Genomic DNA, 18,173 nt, shown 5'->3' on the forward strand with positions numbered 1-18,173 from the left:
ATATCATTTGTAAATATTACATTTGTAGAAACACCAGTTGCAAATGTTTGAAATAGATATTCAACTATTGCCTTTTCTAATGCTTTTCGGATTAGGAATCGCACTTTTTCATACGCTCATCCTTACAGAGCTGTTCAAATTAAAACTAAAGCCCGGTTGGATACTATTTATTATTGATCCACTGATTATCGCTTTGGGATTTTTTCTATTTCCGAAGCAGTCGGGATTTATCTTTATCGGACTTTTCGCTTCGGTTTTCGTTTTGGGAATTATTGCCTTTATCAGACATGGCATTCAGGGAATCGTAGACAGTTTTCGGGAAGCAAAAAAAGATAAAAAACCGCTATGGAAAGTCGTTGCATCAGGATTAGCTATTGTTTTCTTTTTTCTGTGCTTCCTTTTTCTGGGTATCTATTCCTTTTTCATCGTTATCTTTTTAGTCATTATCACTTCTATTCTTCCGAGTAATAAAAACCGTTTTTATTTTTATCAGCGAAATCTTTCGACCTCAAAAATTAAAAGTGTTGCTATGGGTTTAGCCGAAATCTGTGGAAAGGCAAAAGCCATTACGAAAGCTGTTTCGCCCCATACCTCTACCCAATGTGTTGCCTATATTTATACTATTGATGAGATTACCGAAAAAACAGACGATGACGGAAGAACCGACAAATCTTACAGAGAAATAAAAAGAGAGATTAACGCTAAGAACTTTCTGCTGCAGGATGAATCGGGAAGTATTGAAATTCAGACAGATAAACTGGAATGGATTAACTTTTCGCCCAGTTTTGAAACCGAAACCGGAAGCCGCCGTTACCGGGAATATATTTTAGATGAAAAAACAGAAATTCTGATGATTGGACAAGCTTTTTATGAAGGCTCAAACACTATTTTCAGATATGATGAGACGAAAAAGCTTTTCGGAATGGCTCCTTTGGAAATTGTAAACTTTGCCAATAAATGGCGACCTTTAAAGCTTCGTGCCGTAACTACTTTACTTTGTATTGCCCTGATTTCCGCGTTTATTTTCATCACGCCGATGAGAGCTGAAGGCAGCAGACTCATTTTTGAATCCATCAACCTAAAAGAAAGATTTTCTAAAAATCCATTAGAAATGTTCAATGATTTTTTCAAATAAAACTCAACTGTAAAAATGCTTGTACCGATTCTTATTTTTATCATTGTTATTGTAGCAGTCGTTACATTTCTGGTTAAATCTTACAATCAGATTGTAATCCTGAGAAATAATGTGGATAAAGCCTTTTCCAATATTGATGTGATTTTAAAACAGAGAGCCGATGAAGTTCCGAATCTCGTTCGTGTGGTAAAAGCAACGGCTTTAAACGAAAATACCGTACTCAAAGAACTGGTTGCGTTAAGAAGCCAGTACAATCACTCTGAAAAAACCAATGAAAAAGTGAAAATAGCCGGAGCTATTGAGGGTAAAATAAAATCTTTTTTTGTTACGGTAGAAAGTTATCCACAAATTAAGGCCTCACAATCATTTCTTGAACTGCAAAAAAGACTGAGCGATTTGGAAGATATGATTTCAGACCGAAGAGAATACTTTAATGATTCGGTGAATTTATATAATACAGGAATTCAGACTTTTCCGGATATGATCTTTGCTAAGATGATGCGGTATCAGAAAATGGAAATGCTGAAGTTTTCTGAGCAGGAAATAGAATATAACGGCGTTGAATTATAAAAACAATTGAAATATGACCATTGATTTAGGTATTTTAGGCGAGTTTGTCAACTCAAGAAAATTTTGGGGAAGCATGGCGATTGGCTTTCCTGTGATTACGATCGGGCTTTTCATTATTTACAGTATGGTTCGCAAAGTTCCTTTTTTAAAAGGAATTGTTCAATATATCATCATGACCTATGGTTTATCCATTTTGGTATTAATGCCCGTTGTTTTCTTCTCCGCTTTTTTGGAAACTGAAAAATTAAAAATAGCACTTACCTATCTTGTGATTTTATTTTTCACCGCAATTTTTACCTTGTTCAATCAAAAACAAGTGGTTAATTTCATGAAGGAAATCCAGAAAATGAAAAAATAAATCTAAAAACGATCAACCATGTGGTATACTTTAATTTTCACTTCAATTATTGTCGCTCTACTTGTCATCAAAAAGAAAAAAGCAAGAGAAAATATTTCGATAAGTCAGTTTTTTCTACCTATACTTGCCATACTTTTTGTTTCGGGGATATTTTTCTTCTTAGCCGGAATCGTTGGTCGCTCAGCCTATGCTTATCTGTTCGAGAAAAAATATGATGCAAAAGTCGTAAAATATGATTATACCACCGGAGATTCAGAATCTGATCCGGTACCTATTGCTATTGTGGAGTTTAAAAATGATAAAAACGAAACCATTCAAAAATCAATCGGCTACGGGACAAGCCATCCTATTGAACGGGGAAAAACCATTAAAATTTCATACAAAGAGGGTGATAAGCACATAAAAAACATGAATTTCGGAGATCAAAAACTCATTGTTTCCATTGTACTTTTATTCTTTTCTATTTTTTCATTTGCTATACTCGGAATTACGCTCTATGCCTTTGGACGCGATATCTCTTTTATCTGGAAAATCGTGATCGGTTTTGTGATGTATATTTTATTTCCCGCAGCCATGCTTGGTTTTATCCTTGTTCTGTCATGGGTTATCTGGGAATATTTTGAAGGAAAAAGAGATGACACCCCAATTTGGGCATTGGGAGTCTGTAGTTTGTTTGTCACCATTTTAGTTCCGGCTTTAATTGGCTATATTAAAATGCTTTTCGAAAAAAAAGATATGAAAATTGAAGAAAATTCAAATTCAAAAAGAATGAAAGTAAGACTTTCAAAGTTCAGTAAGAGGATTCCAAAATAATTTTTTGAAATTTTTAATTCTAAAGTTTTCCACCACAATTCCTTCTGCTTCCAGTTTTTTCTGAAATTCGGGTACCGACAAAGTTCCCGAACTGGAAATCACACGGTGCGCAGGAACATCTTCCGGGCAACCTCCCATCGCTTTTCCAACATGACGGGAATGGTTGGGATAACCAACCGCTTTGGCAATCGCTCCATAACTTGTGACTTTACCTTTGGGAACCAACTTAGTAATTTCCCAGACTTGTTTTTTGAAAATTTCGTCCATAATACGATCTCAATACAATAAAGATAGAGATAATTTTTAGAATGTTGAATATAAATTAAGTTTCGATATATCCTCGATTCGAGTAGAAATAACTTTAAATTTAACCGCAAAAGAAACAAAAGACTTTATAAGATTTATTAAAAGTATTTCAAAAGTCTACAAAAAGAAAAAATCTTCGATTTTTTTTAAACTTATGTGGTCTTTTTGCATTTAACCATTAGACTCAAAATAACTAAAGTGTAAAAATCTTTTGCACCTTTTGAGGTAAAAAAACTTAAACACAAATAATTTAAAATAAAGGTCTCGATACACTCCTTTTTATTGCATTACTCGACCTGACGTCTCATTTCATTATGAGATAATTTAAACGAGGTTTTCCACTTTCTTATCATACATCAATACCACAAAAATTTTTAAACGGTAACTTTAGATAAATCAAATTCAAATAAAATTATGGCAAATTTAAAAGGGAAAGTAATTATTGTAACGGGAGCAGCAATGGGTCTTGGCTTGGCTGCAGCAGATGTATTAGCTTCTAAAGGAGCCGATTTAACTTTGGTAGATTATAATGGTGACGCGTTGGATAAAGCAAAGGCTGATCTACAATCAAAATATACTGAAAGTAAATTTTTAACGGTAACGGCTGATGTATCTATTGAAGAAAATGTGAAAAATTATGTGGATGAAACCGTAAAAGAATTCGGGAAAGTTGATGGATTATATAACAATGCCGGAATCGAAGGAAAGCAGGCTCCGATGATTGATTATGATATTAATGTTTTCAAAAAAGTAATTGATATTAATTTGTTGGGTGTGTATTACGGAATGAAATATGTGATCCCCGAATTACAGAAAAATGGAGGCGGAAGAATAGTGAATGTAGCTTCTGTAGGAGGAATCAGAGGAGTTTTGAATCAAACAGCTTATGTAGCAACTAAACATGCCGTAGCCGGAATGACGAAAAATGCAGCTTTGGAATACGGAAAAGATAATATTTTAACGAATGCCATTGCACCTGGAGCGATTTTGACGCCGATGGTTGCGGAAGCTTTTAATCAGGTAAATCCTGCAGATCCGAAAGCTGCTGAAAAAGAATATGCATCGAGAAATCCTACGAGAAGATTAGGAGATCCGATGGATGTTGGTCATTTGGTGGCTTATCTTTTAAGTGATGAAAACGGATATGTTTCCGGACAGGTAATCGCCATCGATGGTGGAGAATCTAATATGTACGGAAATCCTTAATAAAAAAAAATAAATTTTTTAATCTTTGTTAGTGTTAAAAATTGCCTGTCTTTGGATGGGCAATTTTTCTTTTTTAGAAATAGGAATAGTTTATCAATAAACCAATTTCTGACTTCTGACTCGATTTCGCACAATTTTTGGACTTTCACTTAGTATCACTAAAATATACATTATGAAAAAGTCATTTTTTAGCTTTTTGAATACAATCAATAAAGCATTATTACCGAAATTGAGTGATAAAGATCCGAATAGCCTGACTACATTTCAAAAGGGAATTTTGGCATATCGATATTTTGTGTTGATTAATTCTATGGATTGATTTTAAACACAAATCTCACGAATGTTTTTCACGAATGGCACAATTTTTTGCGCTCTCTGATTTTTCTGATGAAGCAGATTATTGTGTTTAATTAAAACAAAAAAACGCCCCAAAATTTGGAGCGTTTTATATGATAGATCCTTTGACAAGCTCAGGATGACAAATCAAAAAACATGATTAAGCGTTCTCTAAAATATAAGAGAACATTAATGGTGCACAGATGGTTGCATCACTTTCAACGATAAACTTCGGTGTAGTAATATCTAATTTACCCCAAGTGATTTTCTCGTTTGGAACAGCTCCTGAATAAGAACCGTAAGACGTTGTAGAATCTGAAATCTGACAGAAATAAGACCAGAAAGGAATGTCATGCATTTCCATATCCTGATACAACATCGGTACCACACAGATCGGGAAATCTCCTGCGATACCTCCACCAATCTGGAAGAATCCAACTCCTTTTCCTGCTGAGTTTTTAGTATACCAATCAGCCAAATACGTCATATATTCGATCCCTGATTTCATTGTAGTAGCCTTCAATTCACCTTTAATACAGTAAGAAGCGAAAATGTTACCCATTGTTGAATCTTCCCATCCCGGAACTACGATTGGCAAATTAGCTTCTGCAGCAGCGATCATCCAAGAATTTTCTCTTGGAATTTCGTAATACTGCTCCAAAACTCCTGAAAGGATCATTTTGTACATGAATTCGTGAGGGAAATATCTTTCTCCTTTAGCTTCAGCATCTTTCCAGATCTCAACGATGTGTTTCTGCAATCTTCTGAAAGCCTCTTCTTCAGGGATACAAGTATCTGTAACTCTGTTTAATCCTCTTTCCAAAAGATCCCACTCATCCTGAGCCGTCAAATCTCTGTAATGAGGCACTCTTTCGTAGTGAGAATGCGCCACAAGATTCATTAGGTCTTCTTCAAGATTTGCACCTGTACAAGAGATAAAATCTACTTTTCCCTGACGGATCATCTCAGCAAGAATTTTCCCCAACTCTGCAGTAGACATTGCTCCCGCCAAAGTAATCATCATTTTTCCGCCATCCTTAAGATGTGCAACATATCCTTTAGAAGCATCCACCAATGCAGCTGCGTTGAAGTGCAGGTAATACTTTTCTATGAATTCAGTTATCGGTTTGCTCATTATTTTTTAATTTTTGCAAAGATAAAACTTAAAAACGGAATGCAGCGGCTGCACTTAAAGAAAGTCTCGCTAAACCTTCTTTTTGACCTTCTCCCAATTCGTAAGCTACTCCGTCTATCTTCATTTTATTCAATGTCCCGGCTGTAAGCCCTAATTTTGGCCCAATATGAATATTCTTTGTCACCTGATACTGATACCCAAGATTCAGTTCTGCACCGAGATTGGAGCCGGTGCCTTTCACAGTCGCCGTTTTAGTAGTATATGTAATTACTCCCAACCCCATGTCCACAAACATTTTATGTCTGGTCGCTTCATTAAAATTGGAAATCATTACAGCCGGTCCGTAAAAATGAATATGATCTTTCGTCGTTACCGGAACAGAAAACGGCATCCCATTGACATATCCCAAAATATAGCCGTCACTTGAGGCACTAAAATTTGAATATTTTAACCCGACCGACAGTATTTTGTTCACCTGATAATAAGCCGAAATATCGAAATTCATTCCGCTTTTTAATCCTTTCACATAATTTTTTTCTTCTTTTGAAAGTCCTTCGGCTATTTTAGCCGTTCTCCAGGCATATCCGACTGACGGAATAATAGTAAATCTTGATTCTGATTGAGTTTTACCTTGATTTTCCTGAGCAAATGAAAACATTGATACAGAGAATAATCCCAGCGTTATTAGTTTTTTGATCATAAATTAAATTTTGTCCAAAAATACAGTTTTATGCAATGTTAATAGTGATTGAACAAAAAGTAGATATCTAATTTTATAAATTTAATATTTAAATTTTCGGTTTTCTTTTTTGTCAGAAAGCTTCTTTTTATTGTCGAGTCTTTTTTGTTTCTGTCCTTTTGAAGGTTTGGTAGCAATTCTCTTTTTATGAATAAATAAAGATTGATCTACTATATCAAGGATTTTTTCAATCGCTTTATTTTTATTCATTAATTGAGTTCTGCTTTCAGAAACTGTTAAAAATAAAAACCCTTCTGCATTGATTCTGTTTCTCAGCTTATTCTGAATTAAAACTTTTTGGTCTTCATTAAAAAATTCAGATTCATCTACATGCCAAAGAACGGTTACCGAAGTTTCCACCTTGTTTACATTCTGACCTCCTGCTCCACTGCTGCGGGAAGTTTTAAAGCTGAGTTCTTTTGAGAAATCTTTCATTTTTAATTTGAGTTTATAAATAATAAAGTTTTTACTGATTTTTACCACCCCGTCAAAAATTTCTATGAAATTTTCGCCACCCCTACAAAGGTTTCGTACCGTTTATTTTTTTGCGATGATTTTATTTAATTCTATTCTATTCACTTTTCCATTCGGAGTTCTCGGAATTTCTTTCACAAAAATAATCTCTTTCGGCTTATGAAATTTTTGTTGATAATTGATTGTTGATAATTTCTGATTTATTAATTCAGAACTATTTCCTTCGATTACAGCAATTAATTTCTGACCCAAACTTTCATCATCAATTCCTAAAAAAATAACTTCATTCGGAATTTCTTTTTTTACCAAAGTCTCCAACTGTTCAGGGAAAATTTTGACTCCCCCCGAATTAATCACATTGTCTATCCTTCCTAAAAATTTAAATTCTTTTTCATTATTGATTTCAACCAAATCATTCGTCTGCAAAACCTCAGCATTCACATTAGGTGCAAAAATTTTCAGACAACCTCTTTCATCGGTTGAAATTTCCACATTTTCAAAAACGGTAAAATAATCTTCAGATTGAGGTGCAATTTGTTTTAAGCCAATATGAGAAAGCGTTTCCGACATTCCATACGTTTCAAATATTTTTGTTTGAGCTTTTGAGTGTTTGAGCGCTTGAACGATTTTTGACTTTAAACTTTCGGAAACTGCCGCACCACCAATGATTAAATTTTTAATTACATATAATTTATCCAATGAATTTTCCACCTGAAGCGGTGTCATTGCGCAGAAATCTACTTCTGTTTCCAAATTTTCCAAAGGATGAAGAGAGGGTTCTGTAATAATTAACCGTAATTTTCTTACGACAGAACGTACAACCATCATTTTTCCGGAAATATATTCAATCGGAAGACAGATCAAAGCAGTATCTCCTTCTTTCAATCCTAAGAAATTACACGTCATTATCGCAGAATTCACCATTTTATTTTTTTCTATATCAAAAACTTTAGGTGTTCCCGTGGAACCGGAAGTCTGTACTTTGACCGTTTCGGAGGTAGAGAACCATTCCTCAAGAAATTGATCTATTTTTTTTTCAAAGTCAGTTTTAAAGTATAATTTACTCGTATTGAGATTATTGAAGTCTATCTGCATGATCGTCGTAATAAAAAGTGTAGTAAATTTAAAAAAAAGTTTAAAAAGTTCTTGCAAATAATTAAAAAAGCTGTAAATTTGCACCACTAAAACAAACAGAGACTCATGGTGTAGCGGTAACACTACTGATTTTGGTTCAGTCATCTGGGGTTCGAATCCCTGTGAGTCTACGAAAGCCATCCTTTTTAAGGATGGCTTTTTTTATTGATATGCCCCATTTTAAAATCAGTATTAAGGGATCAAGTACAAAAGTTGGGGACTAGGCAAAAAAAGTGTAGATACTGTAAAATGAAATTTTTTGCTCTCGCAGATTTTGCAAATGATGCAGATTCTTTTCCTTACACTTTACATATTGAACACTATGTTCTCCAAGGTTTTTGACAACTACTAATCGTTGACAGGCTTACCAGGCCATTCTACTTATCAGAGATCACTAAGATTAAACAAAAAAATATCAGCATCATCATCTGTGAGAATCCGTATATCTGTGGGAAATAAAAATATAGGTGCATTCGTGGCAAAAAAGACACTTCAACAATTTCTCCCCAGGTTTTGAAACTGATCCATTATTATTAGGCACTACTGGGTGAAATGATTTTTATTTTTCCTTTAGATAAAATCCATTGTGTCCGATTTTTAGGAGAATTCTATCATTTATTATCTTACTTAGACGCCTTTTTAATTGTTCAACGGAAATATTTCAGTTTTCATTTGTGGTAATATTACTATTAAAATACGAATAGAAATGTCAATTATTCATTTTCTTACATTCGAGTTATCACGATATATCGAAATTGTAATCTTCCCGAAAAACTGGAACATTTAAAAATATAGTTTTTAAATTTGGAAGACTATGAAAAACAGTAAATTTTCAGAAGTTCAGATTATTAAGATCCTATCTGAACAAAATCAAGGTAAAACAGTGAATGAGATCTGCCGGGAGCATGGCATCAGCCAGCCGACATTTTACAAATGGAAGAGTAAATATGGAGGTTTGGATGTGCAGCAACTCTCCAAAATGAAGGAACTTGAAAAGGAACTTTCGCAGTACAAAAAAATCGTAGCGGAACTTACGCTGGAAAATGTGGTGATGAAAGATGTGATCGCAAAAAAGCTTTAACACCTTCCGAGAAGCGGGAACTGGTTGTTTATTCCGGATCAGAACACGGGATAAGCACTCGGAATGCGTGTAGACTTTTTATCATAAACAGTTCGGTATTTTATTACAAGAAGAAGAAAAACAATGAAGACGACAAAATTCGGGAGGAACTATTCTTGCTTGCAAACCAGCACCAGACCTGGGGATTTTGGACGATGCATCACCGTTTGAGAAACTTAGGCTTTGGGTGGAAATCGAAGATTCGACGTAGTCAATCACAAGCGGGTTTACAGGATTTACAAATCGATGAAGCTGAACTTGAGAAGCAAACGAAAAAGACGACTTCCGGCAAGGATAATGAACCCTTACTTCGTCCGATGTATCCCAATGTGACGTGGAGTATGGATTTTATGCACGACACTTTGGAGAATGGTAAAAGCGTGAGAAGCCTTAATATCATTGATGATTTTAACAGAGAAATTTTGAATATTACCATCGATACCAGTTTGCCGTCAGCAAGAGTAGTTTCACAACTGGAACAACTGATCGACTGGCGTGGGAAACCTGAAAAGATAAGAGTTGACAACGGTCCGGAGTTTATTGCAGAAAAATTGAAAGACTGGTGCGAAAAAAACGGAATTATCATCCATTACATTCAGCCCGGAAAGCCAACGCAAAACTCTCTGATAGAAAGATTCAACCGAACTTTCCGTACAGAATTCTTAGATGTTTATCTATTTGAAAACTTAAAACAAATGAGAAATTATTCAGAAACCTGGATGTGGATGTACAACAATGAGCGGCCTCACAGTGCGCTACAATACCTCACGCCCAGAGACTTTTTATTGAAATATGGAAAAATCAATAACAATAACTCTAAGGATTTTCCCACATTCCAACAAAATTTTAACAATGACAACAGTAAATTAATAAAGAAAAACTCTACTTTTGAGTGTGCCTAAGTTGGGTAAGATTACACTGCACATAACATAGGTTTATCATAGAAATATTTAAAAAAAAATAGAAGAGACTTTGACAAGAGTCTCTTTTTTAGTGGGTGATGATGCAGATTACAAAACCAAACTGTCAAATTAAAGTTTAAACGACCTCAGTTTTAAAATTTATAATAAAGTATATCAATTAATGGAGATTTTGAAATATAACTCACATACATAACAATTAATACAATATTTGCTACGGTAGTATTTTTTAATAAATGAATACTTGTTAATTGGAAAATAGAAATAATTGAGAAATTGAATATTATCAATAAAACAATTGGTATTTCTCCGATACGGAGAAAATATGGCGTAAGCAATAAACAATAAAAACTTAAAACAATTATAAATTTTGATAAAAAATATAGTATATATGGAAAACTATATAGCTCCTCATAAATAAACGTGTTATAAAAATAGGATTTACCCAAGAAAAAATCATTTATTTTAGTACTTAATAACAACAACATTACCAATATAAAAAGGAGAAAATTCTGCTGTACGAAAAATGAAAGAAACCAGAAAAGGAAAAAAAATGATAACAATTTATTACTAATATTAACTCTGAATAAAAAGAAATCTTTTTTCAAATAACTAATTAAAGATAAGTCTGTTTGATTAACATTAGATATATTTTCAATTGAAAAATCACCATTTTTAATATCGGTTGAAGATCTATTCAAATAAGCTAAATCATCACTATTATTGGTAGTAAAAAGTCTTTTAATTCTAATGAAAGACAGAAGATAAGCACTAAGAACAGTGAAAACTATTAGTAATAATTTATAATGTGTAAAGTGTGGTTCTATAAATTTTTTTAATGTTATTAGATTTAATACTTTTTCTTTAGAGATAAAACCAATTGCAAAGTTTTTCACAGGAACATTTAAATTCTTATAAAAAAGAAAAAGTTCTGAATTACCTGTAATGTATAAAAGCTTATCATCATAAATGATAAGTAATATAAAAATGGAATAATAAATAAAATATTTGAGATATTTATTCTCTAAAAGATATTCTATAAAATAGCATAGCGTAGAAATAAGTAATAAAAATGGAATACAAAAATATAAAACAGGTATAATAAACAGTACAATACTAATATTTTGGATATTTGCTAAGATTAATGATAAGTTTAATACCAAAAGTAATAATAGTGAAATTAGGTATAGTGCTGAAATTTTATATGAGTTTTTAAGAAAAGGATGTAACGAAGATAAATCTTCATTAATATAATAACCAGCAACAATATCTTTTTCTTTATCTCCTGCTATAATTAAGAAAAGTAACAAATAAATAATTAGATTGGAAAAAACGCCCGAAAGATTACCAATCCAATACTTATTACTAACAATTGACGAATTATTGCAATAAAAAGTAACATAATCTGAATTTTCATTAGGGATTAGAAAAAAGCCTAATAAGACTAATAATACAACACACAATAAAAATATTTTTTTATTAATTAAGTGTCTGAAATATATTATAGTTAATTGTAAAAAGGACAAAAGCATTAAAAATATTTTTTTAAATTTAAACTTTTCATATCGGCTATATTCTCACTTAATGAAATACTACCGTCTTTCATTATTATAACTTTATCACAATACTTAATAGCTTCATCTATTAAATGGGTTGAAAATATAACTATAGTATTAACACTTAAGCTTTTTAACAATTGATATAATCTCTCCCGTTCTATTTCATCTAAATTGTTAGTAGGCTCATCCAGTATCAATAATTTTGGATTATTGATAATCGAAATAATTATTGATACTCGTTGTTGTATTCCTCCAGATAAATTTTGAACTTTTGCATTTTTGAATTGAAGAATGCTAAAGGATTCTAAAAATAAATTTATTTTTGACTCTATATCTTTATTTTTCATCCCCTTAAGAAGACCAAAATACATAATATTTTGATAAACTGTCAAATCTAAATATAGATTAGGTTGTTGGGGCATAAATCCTATCTCCTTTTTTATTTGGCGATTTTTTTTTACATCCACATGATTATATTGATAAATTCCCGAACTAGAAGCAGTTAATGTACTCAACAGTTTCAGAAGGGTTGTCTTTCCAGACCCATTACTGCCCATTAATATATGAAGCCCATATGAGAGTTGAAAAGATATACTATTTAATATTTTGTTATCTTTTATTTTATATGAGATATTATCTAATTCAATACTTGTCATTAAATCTATATTTTTTCAATGGTTTAAAATCAATATTTATATAGTTACCCCACGCTATATAATTTAATAAAATCATTACAGTGCCAAATGTGTAAAATTGCATAGTAATGGCTATCATAAGGTGTAATAAAATAATACAGTAAAAAACAAAAACTCTTGTATATTTTATGTTTATTAAAAAAGGATATGATATTTGTAGTAATACGACAAATAAACTGGAAAATAGATAAAATACTGAGGGTAAATTCTTAAAACTGATATACTCAACAAAATAAAGGTGAGATATTTTCCAAAATGCATTACCATTCATCCAATCAATACCAAACAGCTTTCCAAGCCCTGCAAAAAAGTAGATTATACATAAATGTATTTGTGTTAATCGCTGTATAAAAGACTTTAAAATAATATTATTTTTTCCTGAATATGAAAAAAAAAACATTTATAAAAAGAGCAAAATTTATAAAAAAATCTGCACCATAAGAAAAGATATTACTACTATTAATCATCATTGTATGCAATAGTAGTGCAACTATAGAAAATATAAGTTTATAAAAATCTAAAACTATAGAGAGTAAGGAAAAAAAATAAAAAGATAACAATACTAGTATTGTAACTTTTGAACTAATTCCAATCACCTGAAACAATTCTGTAATATGTGAAAAATTTAAATAATATTTCGGAATGTAAAATCCATTAAATTTTGCAGGAATATAGGAATTATCTACATATATATAAATATAATCAGGAAATATTAATAATAAATTAATCAAACAAAAAAGGGAAATAAGCAATGAATATAGTTTTATATTTTTGCAACTAAATTCAAATAAATAACTATTCATTTTTTTTAATTTTAGCTATTAACATTTTATTTTTTTTTCCTGAAACTTTTCTATTGTTTAATTCTGAAACCATTGTTGAAACGATAAATACATTTATTTCATCTACATTTTGATATTTTTGAAATAAATGGGCACAAATATTTCTAAGGATAAAACCCTTATTTTCTGTGTTTGGCAATAATGGATTTATATAATTATTAAATGTATAATACTTTAAACTTCCTTCTATGGAACTTAATAGATATAATTGCTCATTATTATTACCTATAAAAATCAGTTTATTTTCACTGTTAGAAACATTAGGCGAAAAAAATTCGAACCCTCTATCTGCACCAAGTAAGTTTTCATAGATTCCTATTCTTTCAATAGTTTTTTTTGATACTTTATTTTGTTTCAAATAAGGAACAACTTGTTTTGATATTTCATTAAATTTAGTTTTTTTTTCTATTAGTACAGTTAATGCATTATAATTTATAATAAATAAACTAAGAATATGAAATATTAAAAAAATTTTCAGTAGATTTTTCATATTTATTAAATACAAATAATAAGGCTGTTAAGTTAACAGCCTCATTTTTTTTAGTTATTAGCTACAACAAGAACCCAGTCTTGTCCAAATGCAACATACCATCCTGCATTTTGATCAATGCTTTCAGGAGAAGCATTATAGCTTTCAACAGAAAGTTTCTTTAAAGAGACTTTTGTATTAGTAGCATTAGCAAAAACAGTTGTACAAAATGCTCCTGCACATAAAAATGCTACTAAAGATTTAGCAATTTTAGATTTCATTTTTGAAATTTTTTAATATTAAACATAATTTCTTTTTATTTCGCACAATTCTCTCCCTTATGGTTTTTACAAAAACTTTCTTAAAAATATTTTATTCTAATTCTATAGGATTATCAATTTTATTAACCATTTTTTTCACTTTTGCCTCTTCTTCTTTAAAACTTTCCTCGAATGTTTTACCGTTGGGCATCTTACGTTGAAGTTGTTCTGGTTTTAATGTTTGTCTGACACTTCCAAAAGGATCTTTTTTATAATCCTGATAGATTTTCGTATATTTTTCTTTTGAAATTGGGATAATATTTTTGGTTGACTCCTCAATTCTAGTTTTTTCGTTGTAATTATCTATCTTTTTATTTCCTACAAGTAACCAAGCATAGTTGTTATTAGTATCATTTATTTTTACAATTAAATCAGGTAATCCAAAAAATTTGTACGGTCCATCTTGAAATGGGAAATCAGTAGAAAACCATGCTTCCCATTGTCTTCCTCCATAATTACAAATAGCTTTTTGCGTATTATATTCTCCTATTCTTTTCTTTTCTGGCTTAATTTCCCAGTTAAATTTAATTTCTTCTTTATAGATAAAATTATCTTGTAATATTCTATCAGTAAATTCAATATTTTTTATAGGAAACTTCTTTTCAATTTTGTAAGTAAAGTCAGGCATTTTAAAATTCATTTTCTGTGGATCAATCGTTTGTCCTGATTTTATTGCCTTCTCTTTTATTGCCTTTATAATTGAATCTTGTGATATTATTGAATAATCACGATATATGGATTTTTCAGAAGTAATATCCAATACCATTAGCTATTTTTTTATTTTAGATGAGTCCTTATTAGGTTTGTATGCTAGTTCATAAAAAAAACGGTTTGCAGTGATTTGAGAAAATACAAATGGTGAAATACTTACTAAAATTATAGTAATAATTTTCAGAGTAATTTTATGAATATTATTTATTGTTTTTTTATATATTTTACTTTATAATATTTCTTGGAATCCTTTGTACAAGCATAACAAAACTAATAAATTATTTCATTAAATCAAGAAAAAAATTCAATCCCTAGTAGAAATGTTAATCAAAACAAGAAATACAATTCTTATATTTTCCAAATAACATTTAAAACATAAAACGACACACTATTAATTTATTTTAGACATAAATCAAATGCTAAAAATTAATAAATATTATTTTTTACTCATTTTTTTTGTAATCATAAAAAACATAGCCTGTTCCGTGAATATCTAATAATATTGCTCTGTCTGGGCATAATTTCAATAGGTAATAATTTTCATCATTTACAATCTTGTAATCATAAAACTTCACTGGATATTTTGGAAATTTTATTTTTTGTGAATTATCAAACAAATCATCATCAATATTGATAAATATTTTACTATTGTTAAATAATTCGTTGGTACAGACAACTTTTGATTTATTTGTTCCTGTATTAAACGTACATACAAACAATATTATATTGAATATCAATGATTTGTAATTAACAAAAATCATTCATTATTAATTAAAATTCATAGGTGATATAACCTGTGAGTCTACGAAAGCCATCCTTTTTAAGGATGGCTTTTTTTATTGATATGCCCAATTTTAAAATCAGTATCAAGGGATCAAGCACAAAAGTTGGGGACTAGGCAAAAAAAGTGTAGATACTGTAAAATGAAATTTTTTGCTCTCGCAGATTTTGCAAATGATGCAGATTCTTTTCCTTACACTTTACATATTGAATACGAAGCCAACCCAAGTTTTTTGACAACTTCCGTTTTAAGTCTCACCAAACCGTTCTACCTATAAAAGACAGGAAAAGATAAGCAAAGAAAATCAACGATATCATCTGTGGGACATAAAATATTCGTGCATTCGTGGCCATAATATGCAGCCCTCAATTTTATCTTTGATAAAATCCTTGCGCCTTAAAAACATAGAGTATTAAAAAAATATCTTTGCGTCTTTGCGAAAAACCAACAAAGACAGCAGCACCTGTGAAGATCTAAAGGAAAATCTGTATCATCTGCGGGACATAAAATAGTCATGCATTCTTGGCAAAAAGAGCCTATCTTCTGGTTTTCATTCTCTATCCTCCTGCTTATGTATCTCGGCATCGATACTCTGAGACGAAAATTAAATCCGTTTAAGGTATTATTCAGACAACAAACGATAGAATCTTCATTATTAAAATTCAGAATTTAAAATCTTTTAAAGAATAATTAAACACAAAAGATTATAAAGTTTAGAATAAAATATCAAATACTTACAGTAAGCATCTTCTTTTCAATTTTGTATTCATAGAATTGTTAATATTATATCAAGATAAATGTGATAATTCAAAGAAAAAAATAGAGGACTGATGTATTTATTAGTTTTCATGTGTGATTTAGTGTTGGCATCCTGAAAAGGATGCTTTTTACTTTACATCGCAGTATTTATACCATTTTATCTTTGAACTTTCCTTTAAATTATTCAACCCCTACGGGGTTATACCATTATTAAATACTTGTTCGTCGGGCTTCACCCGACGCTACTGATATTTAACCCCTTCAGGTTTTATTAAGGTAAATTCAAAAAGAAAATAGTATTAGACATAAAAAAAAGGATAGACCTTCTAGATCTATCCTTTTTCTATATTTTATTTTAAGTTTAATTTTTTTTATAAATCTTAAACATTGCAAATAAAAATCCTAACCAAACCGGAATCAGAATAACCTGAATTTCCATACCTGTGATACTCATTAAGACTAAAATCAATACCAAAAAGGCGATACAGATATAATTTGAAACAGGATAAAATATCGATGGAAACTTCAGATCCGTCCCTGCTTTAATATTAGCTCGTTTAAATTTCAGATGCGTGTAACAAATCATCAGCCAGTTGATGATCAGCGTGGAAACCACTAAAGCCATCAGGTATTCAAAAGCTTTCTCAGGAACGAGCTTATTAATGATGATACAAATTCCGGCAAAGCAAGATGAAATAATAATTGCATTCGTAGGAACACTGCTTTTATTCAGTTTCGTTAAAAATTTCGGAGCATTTCCCTGCTGTGCCAATCCGAAAAGCATCCTGCTGTTGCTGTAAACACTACTGTTATACACCGATAAAGCCGCTGTTAATACAATTAAATTAAGAATATTCGCAATCAACACATTGAACTGAATGACCTTTCCAAACATTTCAAACTGGAATCCATTCAGATTTTGGAAAACCATGACAAACGGGCTCGTTCCTTCCGTAATTTCTCTCCACGGACTCAATGAAAACAGAATTACCAGTGCCCCCACATAGAAAATTAAGATTCTGTAGATGACCTGATTGGTTGCTTTAGGGATTGTTTTTTCAGGATTTTTGGCTTCTGCTGCGGTAATTCCTATCAATTCCAACCCTCCGAATGAGAACATGATCATCGCCATGGCAGAAAATAAACCAGAATACCCGTCATCTCCTTTATTGAAGAAACCTTTAGGAAAAAATCCACCATCGTTCCATAAATTGGAAACCGTAGCCTTTTCACCTCCCGTTCCGCTTACCAAAAGGTAAATACCAAAAACAATCATTGCGATAATTGCCATAACTTTTATAATAGAAAACCAAAATTCGGTTTCTCCATAGACCTTTACCGAAGCTAAATTCAAAGCCGTAATTACAACGAAAAAGAATAAGCTGGAAGTCCAGAGCGGAATTTCCGGCCACCAGAAATGAACATAGTGACCAATGGCAGTGAGCTCTGCCATACTTACGAGAATATATAGGATCCAATAGTTCCAACCCGACGCAAATCCCGGGAAATTGCCCCAATATTTGTAGGCAAAATAACTAAAACTCCCCGAAACAGGCTCCTGAACCACCATCTCACCAAGCTGCCGCATGATAAAAAAGGCAATAATACCCGCTAATGCATAGCCTAAAATTACAGATGGACCGGCCAAAACCGCAGCAGGTCCAATTCCCAGGAAAAGCCCTGTACCGATAGCTCCACCAAGGGCAATTAACTGAATATGTCGGTTGGTGAGTCCCCTAACCAGAGAACTATTTTCGTTCTCTTTCTTCTCGTTGCTCATAGATTAAAATA

Annotated in this window: 21 protein-coding genes and 1 tRNA gene; 10 read left to right on the forward strand and 12 right to left on the reverse strand. The window is 31.5% G+C overall.

All coding sequences use genetic code 11. From position 1 onward, the window contains the following. The first annotated feature begins 43 nt into the window (after positions 1–43). Genes VUJ46_RS11415 through VUJ46_RS11430 form a run of 4 tightly spaced genes read left to right on the forward strand, consistent with a single transcriptional unit; the run spans position 44 to position 2,876 of the window. Positions 44–1,135 (forward strand): hypothetical protein, encoded by a 1,092-nt coding sequence (locus VUJ46_RS11415; RefSeq protein ID WP_326980920.1) that lies wholly within the window; start codon positions 44–46, stop codon positions 1,133–1,135. Positions 1,136–1,150: 15 nt separating this feature from the next. Then, positions 1,151–1,705 carry a LemA family protein gene (locus VUJ46_RS11420; RefSeq protein WP_326980921.1) on the forward strand — a complete coding sequence of 185 codons (555 nt, stop codon included), beginning with the start codon at positions 1,151–1,153 and terminating at the stop codon, positions 1,703–1,705. A 13-nt stretch (positions 1,706–1,718) separates the two neighbouring features. Next, entirely contained in the window at positions 1,719–2,063 is a 345-nt protein-coding gene (locus tag VUJ46_RS11425; RefSeq protein WP_326980922.1) for a hypothetical protein, read from the forward strand. An 18-nt stretch (positions 2,064–2,081) separates the two neighbouring features. Further along, positions 2,082–2,876 (forward strand): hypothetical protein, encoded by a 795-nt coding sequence (locus VUJ46_RS11430; RefSeq protein WP_326980923.1) that lies wholly within the window; start codon positions 2,082–2,084, stop codon positions 2,874–2,876. Here VUJ46_RS11430 and VUJ46_RS11435 read toward each other — a convergent pair. Further along, positions 2,847–3,143, reverse strand: a complete 297-nt coding sequence (locus tag VUJ46_RS11435) for an MGMT family protein (protein WP_326980924.1) — start codon at positions 3,141–3,143, stop codon at positions 2,847–2,849. The two genes, VUJ46_RS11430 and VUJ46_RS11435, sit on opposite strands and share 30 nt — an antisense overlap. Positions 3,144–3,596: 453 nt before the next feature. Between VUJ46_RS11435 and VUJ46_RS11440 the strand changes: the two genes are divergently transcribed. Both VUJ46_RS11440 and VUJ46_RS11445 read left to right on the forward strand, forming a co-directional pair. Beyond that, positions 3,597–4,388, forward strand: coding sequence for a glucose 1-dehydrogenase (locus VUJ46_RS11440; RefSeq protein ID WP_326980925.1), 792 nt, complete (start codon positions 3,597–3,599; stop codon positions 4,386–4,388). A gap of 172 nt (positions 4,389–4,560) precedes the next feature. Further along, complete coding sequence (locus VUJ46_RS11445; RefSeq protein WP_326980926.1) at positions 4,561–4,707, forward strand: hypothetical protein; 147 nt, start codon at positions 4,561–4,563, stop codon at positions 4,705–4,707. Positions 4,708–4,884: 177 nt separating this feature from the next. On the opposite strand, the gene VUJ46_RS11450 is transcribed toward VUJ46_RS11445, so the two are convergent. From VUJ46_RS11450 to VUJ46_RS11465, 4 genes are all read right to left on the reverse strand, one after another. Then, positions 4,885–5,859 (reverse strand): deoxyhypusine synthase family protein, encoded by a 975-nt coding sequence (locus VUJ46_RS11450; protein ID WP_045500886.1) that lies wholly within the window; start codon positions 5,857–5,859, stop codon positions 4,885–4,887. A gap of 28 nt (positions 5,860–5,887) precedes the next feature. Next, complete coding sequence (locus VUJ46_RS11455; RefSeq protein WP_326980927.1) at positions 5,888–6,559, reverse strand: hypothetical protein; 672 nt, start codon at positions 6,557–6,559, stop codon at positions 5,888–5,890. Between the two features lie 81 nt (positions 6,560–6,640). Beyond that, positions 6,641–7,033 carry an alternative ribosome rescue aminoacyl-tRNA hydrolase ArfB gene (gene arfB, locus VUJ46_RS11460; RefSeq protein WP_326980928.1) on the reverse strand — a complete coding sequence of 131 codons (393 nt, stop codon included), beginning with the start codon at positions 7,031–7,033 and terminating at the stop codon, positions 6,641–6,643. A 102-nt stretch (positions 7,034–7,135) separates the two neighbouring features. After that, positions 7,136–8,167, reverse strand: a complete 1,032-nt coding sequence (locus VUJ46_RS11465) for an AMP-binding protein (protein WP_326980929.1) — start codon at positions 8,165–8,167, stop codon at positions 7,136–7,138. Positions 8,168–8,266: 99 nt separating this feature from the next. Between VUJ46_RS11465 and VUJ46_RS11470 the strand changes: the two genes are divergently transcribed. The 3 genes from VUJ46_RS11470 (at position 8,267) to VUJ46_RS11480 (ending at position 10,228) form a co-directional block, all read left to right on the forward strand. After that, positions 8,267–8,337 (forward strand) — tRNA-Gln (locus VUJ46_RS11470). A gap of 683 nt (positions 8,338–9,020) precedes the next feature. Continuing rightward, positions 9,021–9,287 carry a transposase gene (locus tag VUJ46_RS11475; RefSeq protein ID WP_066678585.1) on the forward strand — a complete coding sequence of 89 codons (267 nt, stop codon included), beginning with the start codon at positions 9,021–9,023 and terminating at the stop codon, positions 9,285–9,287. Between the two features lie 50 nt (positions 9,288–9,337). Continuing rightward, a complete protein-coding gene (locus tag VUJ46_RS11480; protein WP_326985093.1) occupies positions 9,338–10,228 on the forward strand; it encodes an IS3 family transposase in 891 nt (296 codons plus the stop codon). A 152-nt stretch (positions 10,229–10,380) separates the two neighbouring features. On the opposite strand, the gene VUJ46_RS11485 is transcribed toward VUJ46_RS11480, so the two are convergent. From VUJ46_RS11485 to VUJ46_RS11510, 6 genes are all read right to left on the reverse strand, one after another. After that, positions 10,381–11,556, reverse strand: coding sequence for a hypothetical protein (locus VUJ46_RS11485; protein ID WP_326980930.1), 1,176 nt, complete (start codon positions 11,554–11,556; stop codon positions 10,381–10,383). Positions 11,557–11,777: 221 nt separating this feature from the next. Then, a complete protein-coding gene (locus tag VUJ46_RS11490; protein WP_326980931.1) occupies positions 11,778–12,461 on the reverse strand; it encodes an ABC transporter ATP-binding protein in 684 nt (227 codons plus the stop codon). Between the two features lie 834 nt (positions 12,462–13,295). Further along, positions 13,296–13,832, reverse strand: a complete 537-nt coding sequence (locus tag VUJ46_RS11495) for a hypothetical protein (protein ID WP_326980932.1) — start codon at positions 13,830–13,832, stop codon at positions 13,296–13,298. A gap of 50 nt (positions 13,833–13,882) precedes the next feature. Further along, positions 13,883–14,092, reverse strand: a complete 210-nt coding sequence (locus VUJ46_RS11500) for a hypothetical protein (RefSeq protein WP_326980933.1) — start codon at positions 14,090–14,092, stop codon at positions 13,883–13,885. A gap of 91 nt (positions 14,093–14,183) precedes the next feature. After that, complete coding sequence (locus tag VUJ46_RS11505; RefSeq protein WP_326980934.1) at positions 14,184–14,897, reverse strand: GLPGLI family protein; 714 nt, start codon at positions 14,895–14,897, stop codon at positions 14,184–14,186. Positions 14,898–15,285: 388 nt separating this feature from the next. Then, the gene (locus VUJ46_RS11510) at positions 15,286–15,603 is read right to left on the reverse strand and encodes a hypothetical protein (protein WP_326980935.1); all 318 of its coding nucleotides are present in this window, start codon (positions 15,601–15,603) and stop codon (positions 15,286–15,288) included. Positions 15,604–15,765: 162 nt separating this feature from the next. On the opposite strand from VUJ46_RS11510, the gene VUJ46_RS11515 reads away from it, so the two are divergent. Continuing rightward, positions 15,766–15,900: a hypothetical protein gene (locus VUJ46_RS11515; protein WP_326980936.1), complete on the forward strand. Its 135-nt coding sequence runs from the start codon at positions 15,766–15,768 to the stop codon at positions 15,898–15,900. Between the two features lie 843 nt (positions 15,901–16,743). Here VUJ46_RS11515 and VUJ46_RS11520 read toward each other — a convergent pair. After that, a complete protein-coding gene (locus tag VUJ46_RS11520) occupies positions 16,744–18,162 on the reverse strand; it encodes an amino acid permease (RefSeq protein ID WP_326980937.1) in 1,419 nt (472 codons plus the stop codon). Between the last annotated feature and the right edge of the window lie 11 nt (positions 18,163–18,173).

This window comes from Chryseobacterium sp. MYb264, assembly GCF_035974275.1.
Lineage (GTDB): Bacteria > Bacteroidota > Bacteroidia > Flavobacteriales > Weeksellaceae > Chryseobacterium.

Bases quoted from the DNA above. Each gene is read 5' to 3' on its own strand.
- VUJ46_RS11440 (WP_326980925.1), top strand. From the start codon at position 3,597: ATGGCAAATTTAAAAGGGAAAGTAATTATTGTAACGGGAGCAGCAATG.
- VUJ46_RS11415 (WP_326980920.1), top strand. From the start codon at position 44: ATGTTTGAAATAGATATTCAACTATTGCCTTTTCTAATGCTTTTCGGA.
- VUJ46_RS11490 (WP_326980931.1), bottom strand. From the start codon at position 12,461: ATGACAAGTATTGAATTAGATAATATCTCATATAAAATAAAAGATAAC.
- VUJ46_RS11420 (WP_326980921.1), top strand. From the start codon at position 1,151: ATGCTTGTACCGATTCTTATTTTTATCATTGTTATTGTAGCAGTCGTT.
- VUJ46_RS11495 (WP_326980932.1), bottom strand. From the start codon at position 13,832: ATGAAAAATCTACTGAAAATTTTTTTAATATTTCATATTCTTAGTTTA.
- VUJ46_RS11475 (WP_066678585.1), top strand. From the start codon at position 9,021: ATGAAAAACAGTAAATTTTCAGAAGTTCAGATTATTAAGATCCTATCT.
- VUJ46_RS11500 (WP_326980933.1), bottom strand. From the start codon at position 14,092: ATGAAATCTAAAATTGCTAAATCTTTAGTAGCATTTTTATGTGCAGGA.
- VUJ46_RS11520 (WP_326980937.1), bottom strand. From the start codon at position 18,162: ATGAGCAACGAGAAGAAAGAGAACGAAAATAGTTCTCTGGTTAGGGGA.
- VUJ46_RS11515 (WP_326980936.1), top strand. From the start codon at position 15,766: ATGAAATTTTTTGCTCTCGCAGATTTTGCAAATGATGCAGATTCTTTT.
- VUJ46_RS11425 (WP_326980922.1), top strand. From the start codon at position 1,719: ATGACCATTGATTTAGGTATTTTAGGCGAGTTTGTCAACTCAAGAAAA.
- VUJ46_RS11450 (WP_045500886.1), bottom strand. From the start codon at position 5,859: ATGAGCAAACCGATAACTGAATTCATAGAAAAGTATTACCTGCACTTC.
- VUJ46_RS11510 (WP_326980935.1), bottom strand. From the start codon at position 15,603: ATGATTTTTGTTAATTACAAATCATTGATATTCAATATAATATTGTTT.
- VUJ46_RS11455 (WP_326980927.1), bottom strand. From the start codon at position 6,559: ATGATCAAAAAACTAATAACGCTGGGATTATTCTCTGTATCAATGTTT.
- VUJ46_RS11465 (WP_326980929.1), bottom strand. From the start codon at position 8,167: ATGCAGATAGACTTCAATAATCTCAATACGAGTAAATTATACTTTAAA.
- VUJ46_RS11445 (WP_326980926.1), top strand. From the start codon at position 4,561: ATGAAAAAGTCATTTTTTAGCTTTTTGAATACAATCAATAAAGCATTA.
- arfB (WP_326980928.1), bottom strand. From the start codon at position 7,033: ATGAAAGATTTCTCAAAAGAACTCAGCTTTAAAACTTCCCGCAGCAGT.
- VUJ46_RS11430 (WP_326980923.1), top strand. From the start codon at position 2,082: ATGTGGTATACTTTAATTTTCACTTCAATTATTGTCGCTCTACTTGTC.
- VUJ46_RS11505 (WP_326980934.1), bottom strand. From the start codon at position 14,897: ATGGTATTGGATATTACTTCTGAAAAATCCATATATCGTGATTATTCA.
- VUJ46_RS11435 (WP_326980924.1), bottom strand. From the start codon at position 3,143: ATGGACGAAATTTTCAAAAAACAAGTCTGGGAAATTACTAAGTTGGTT.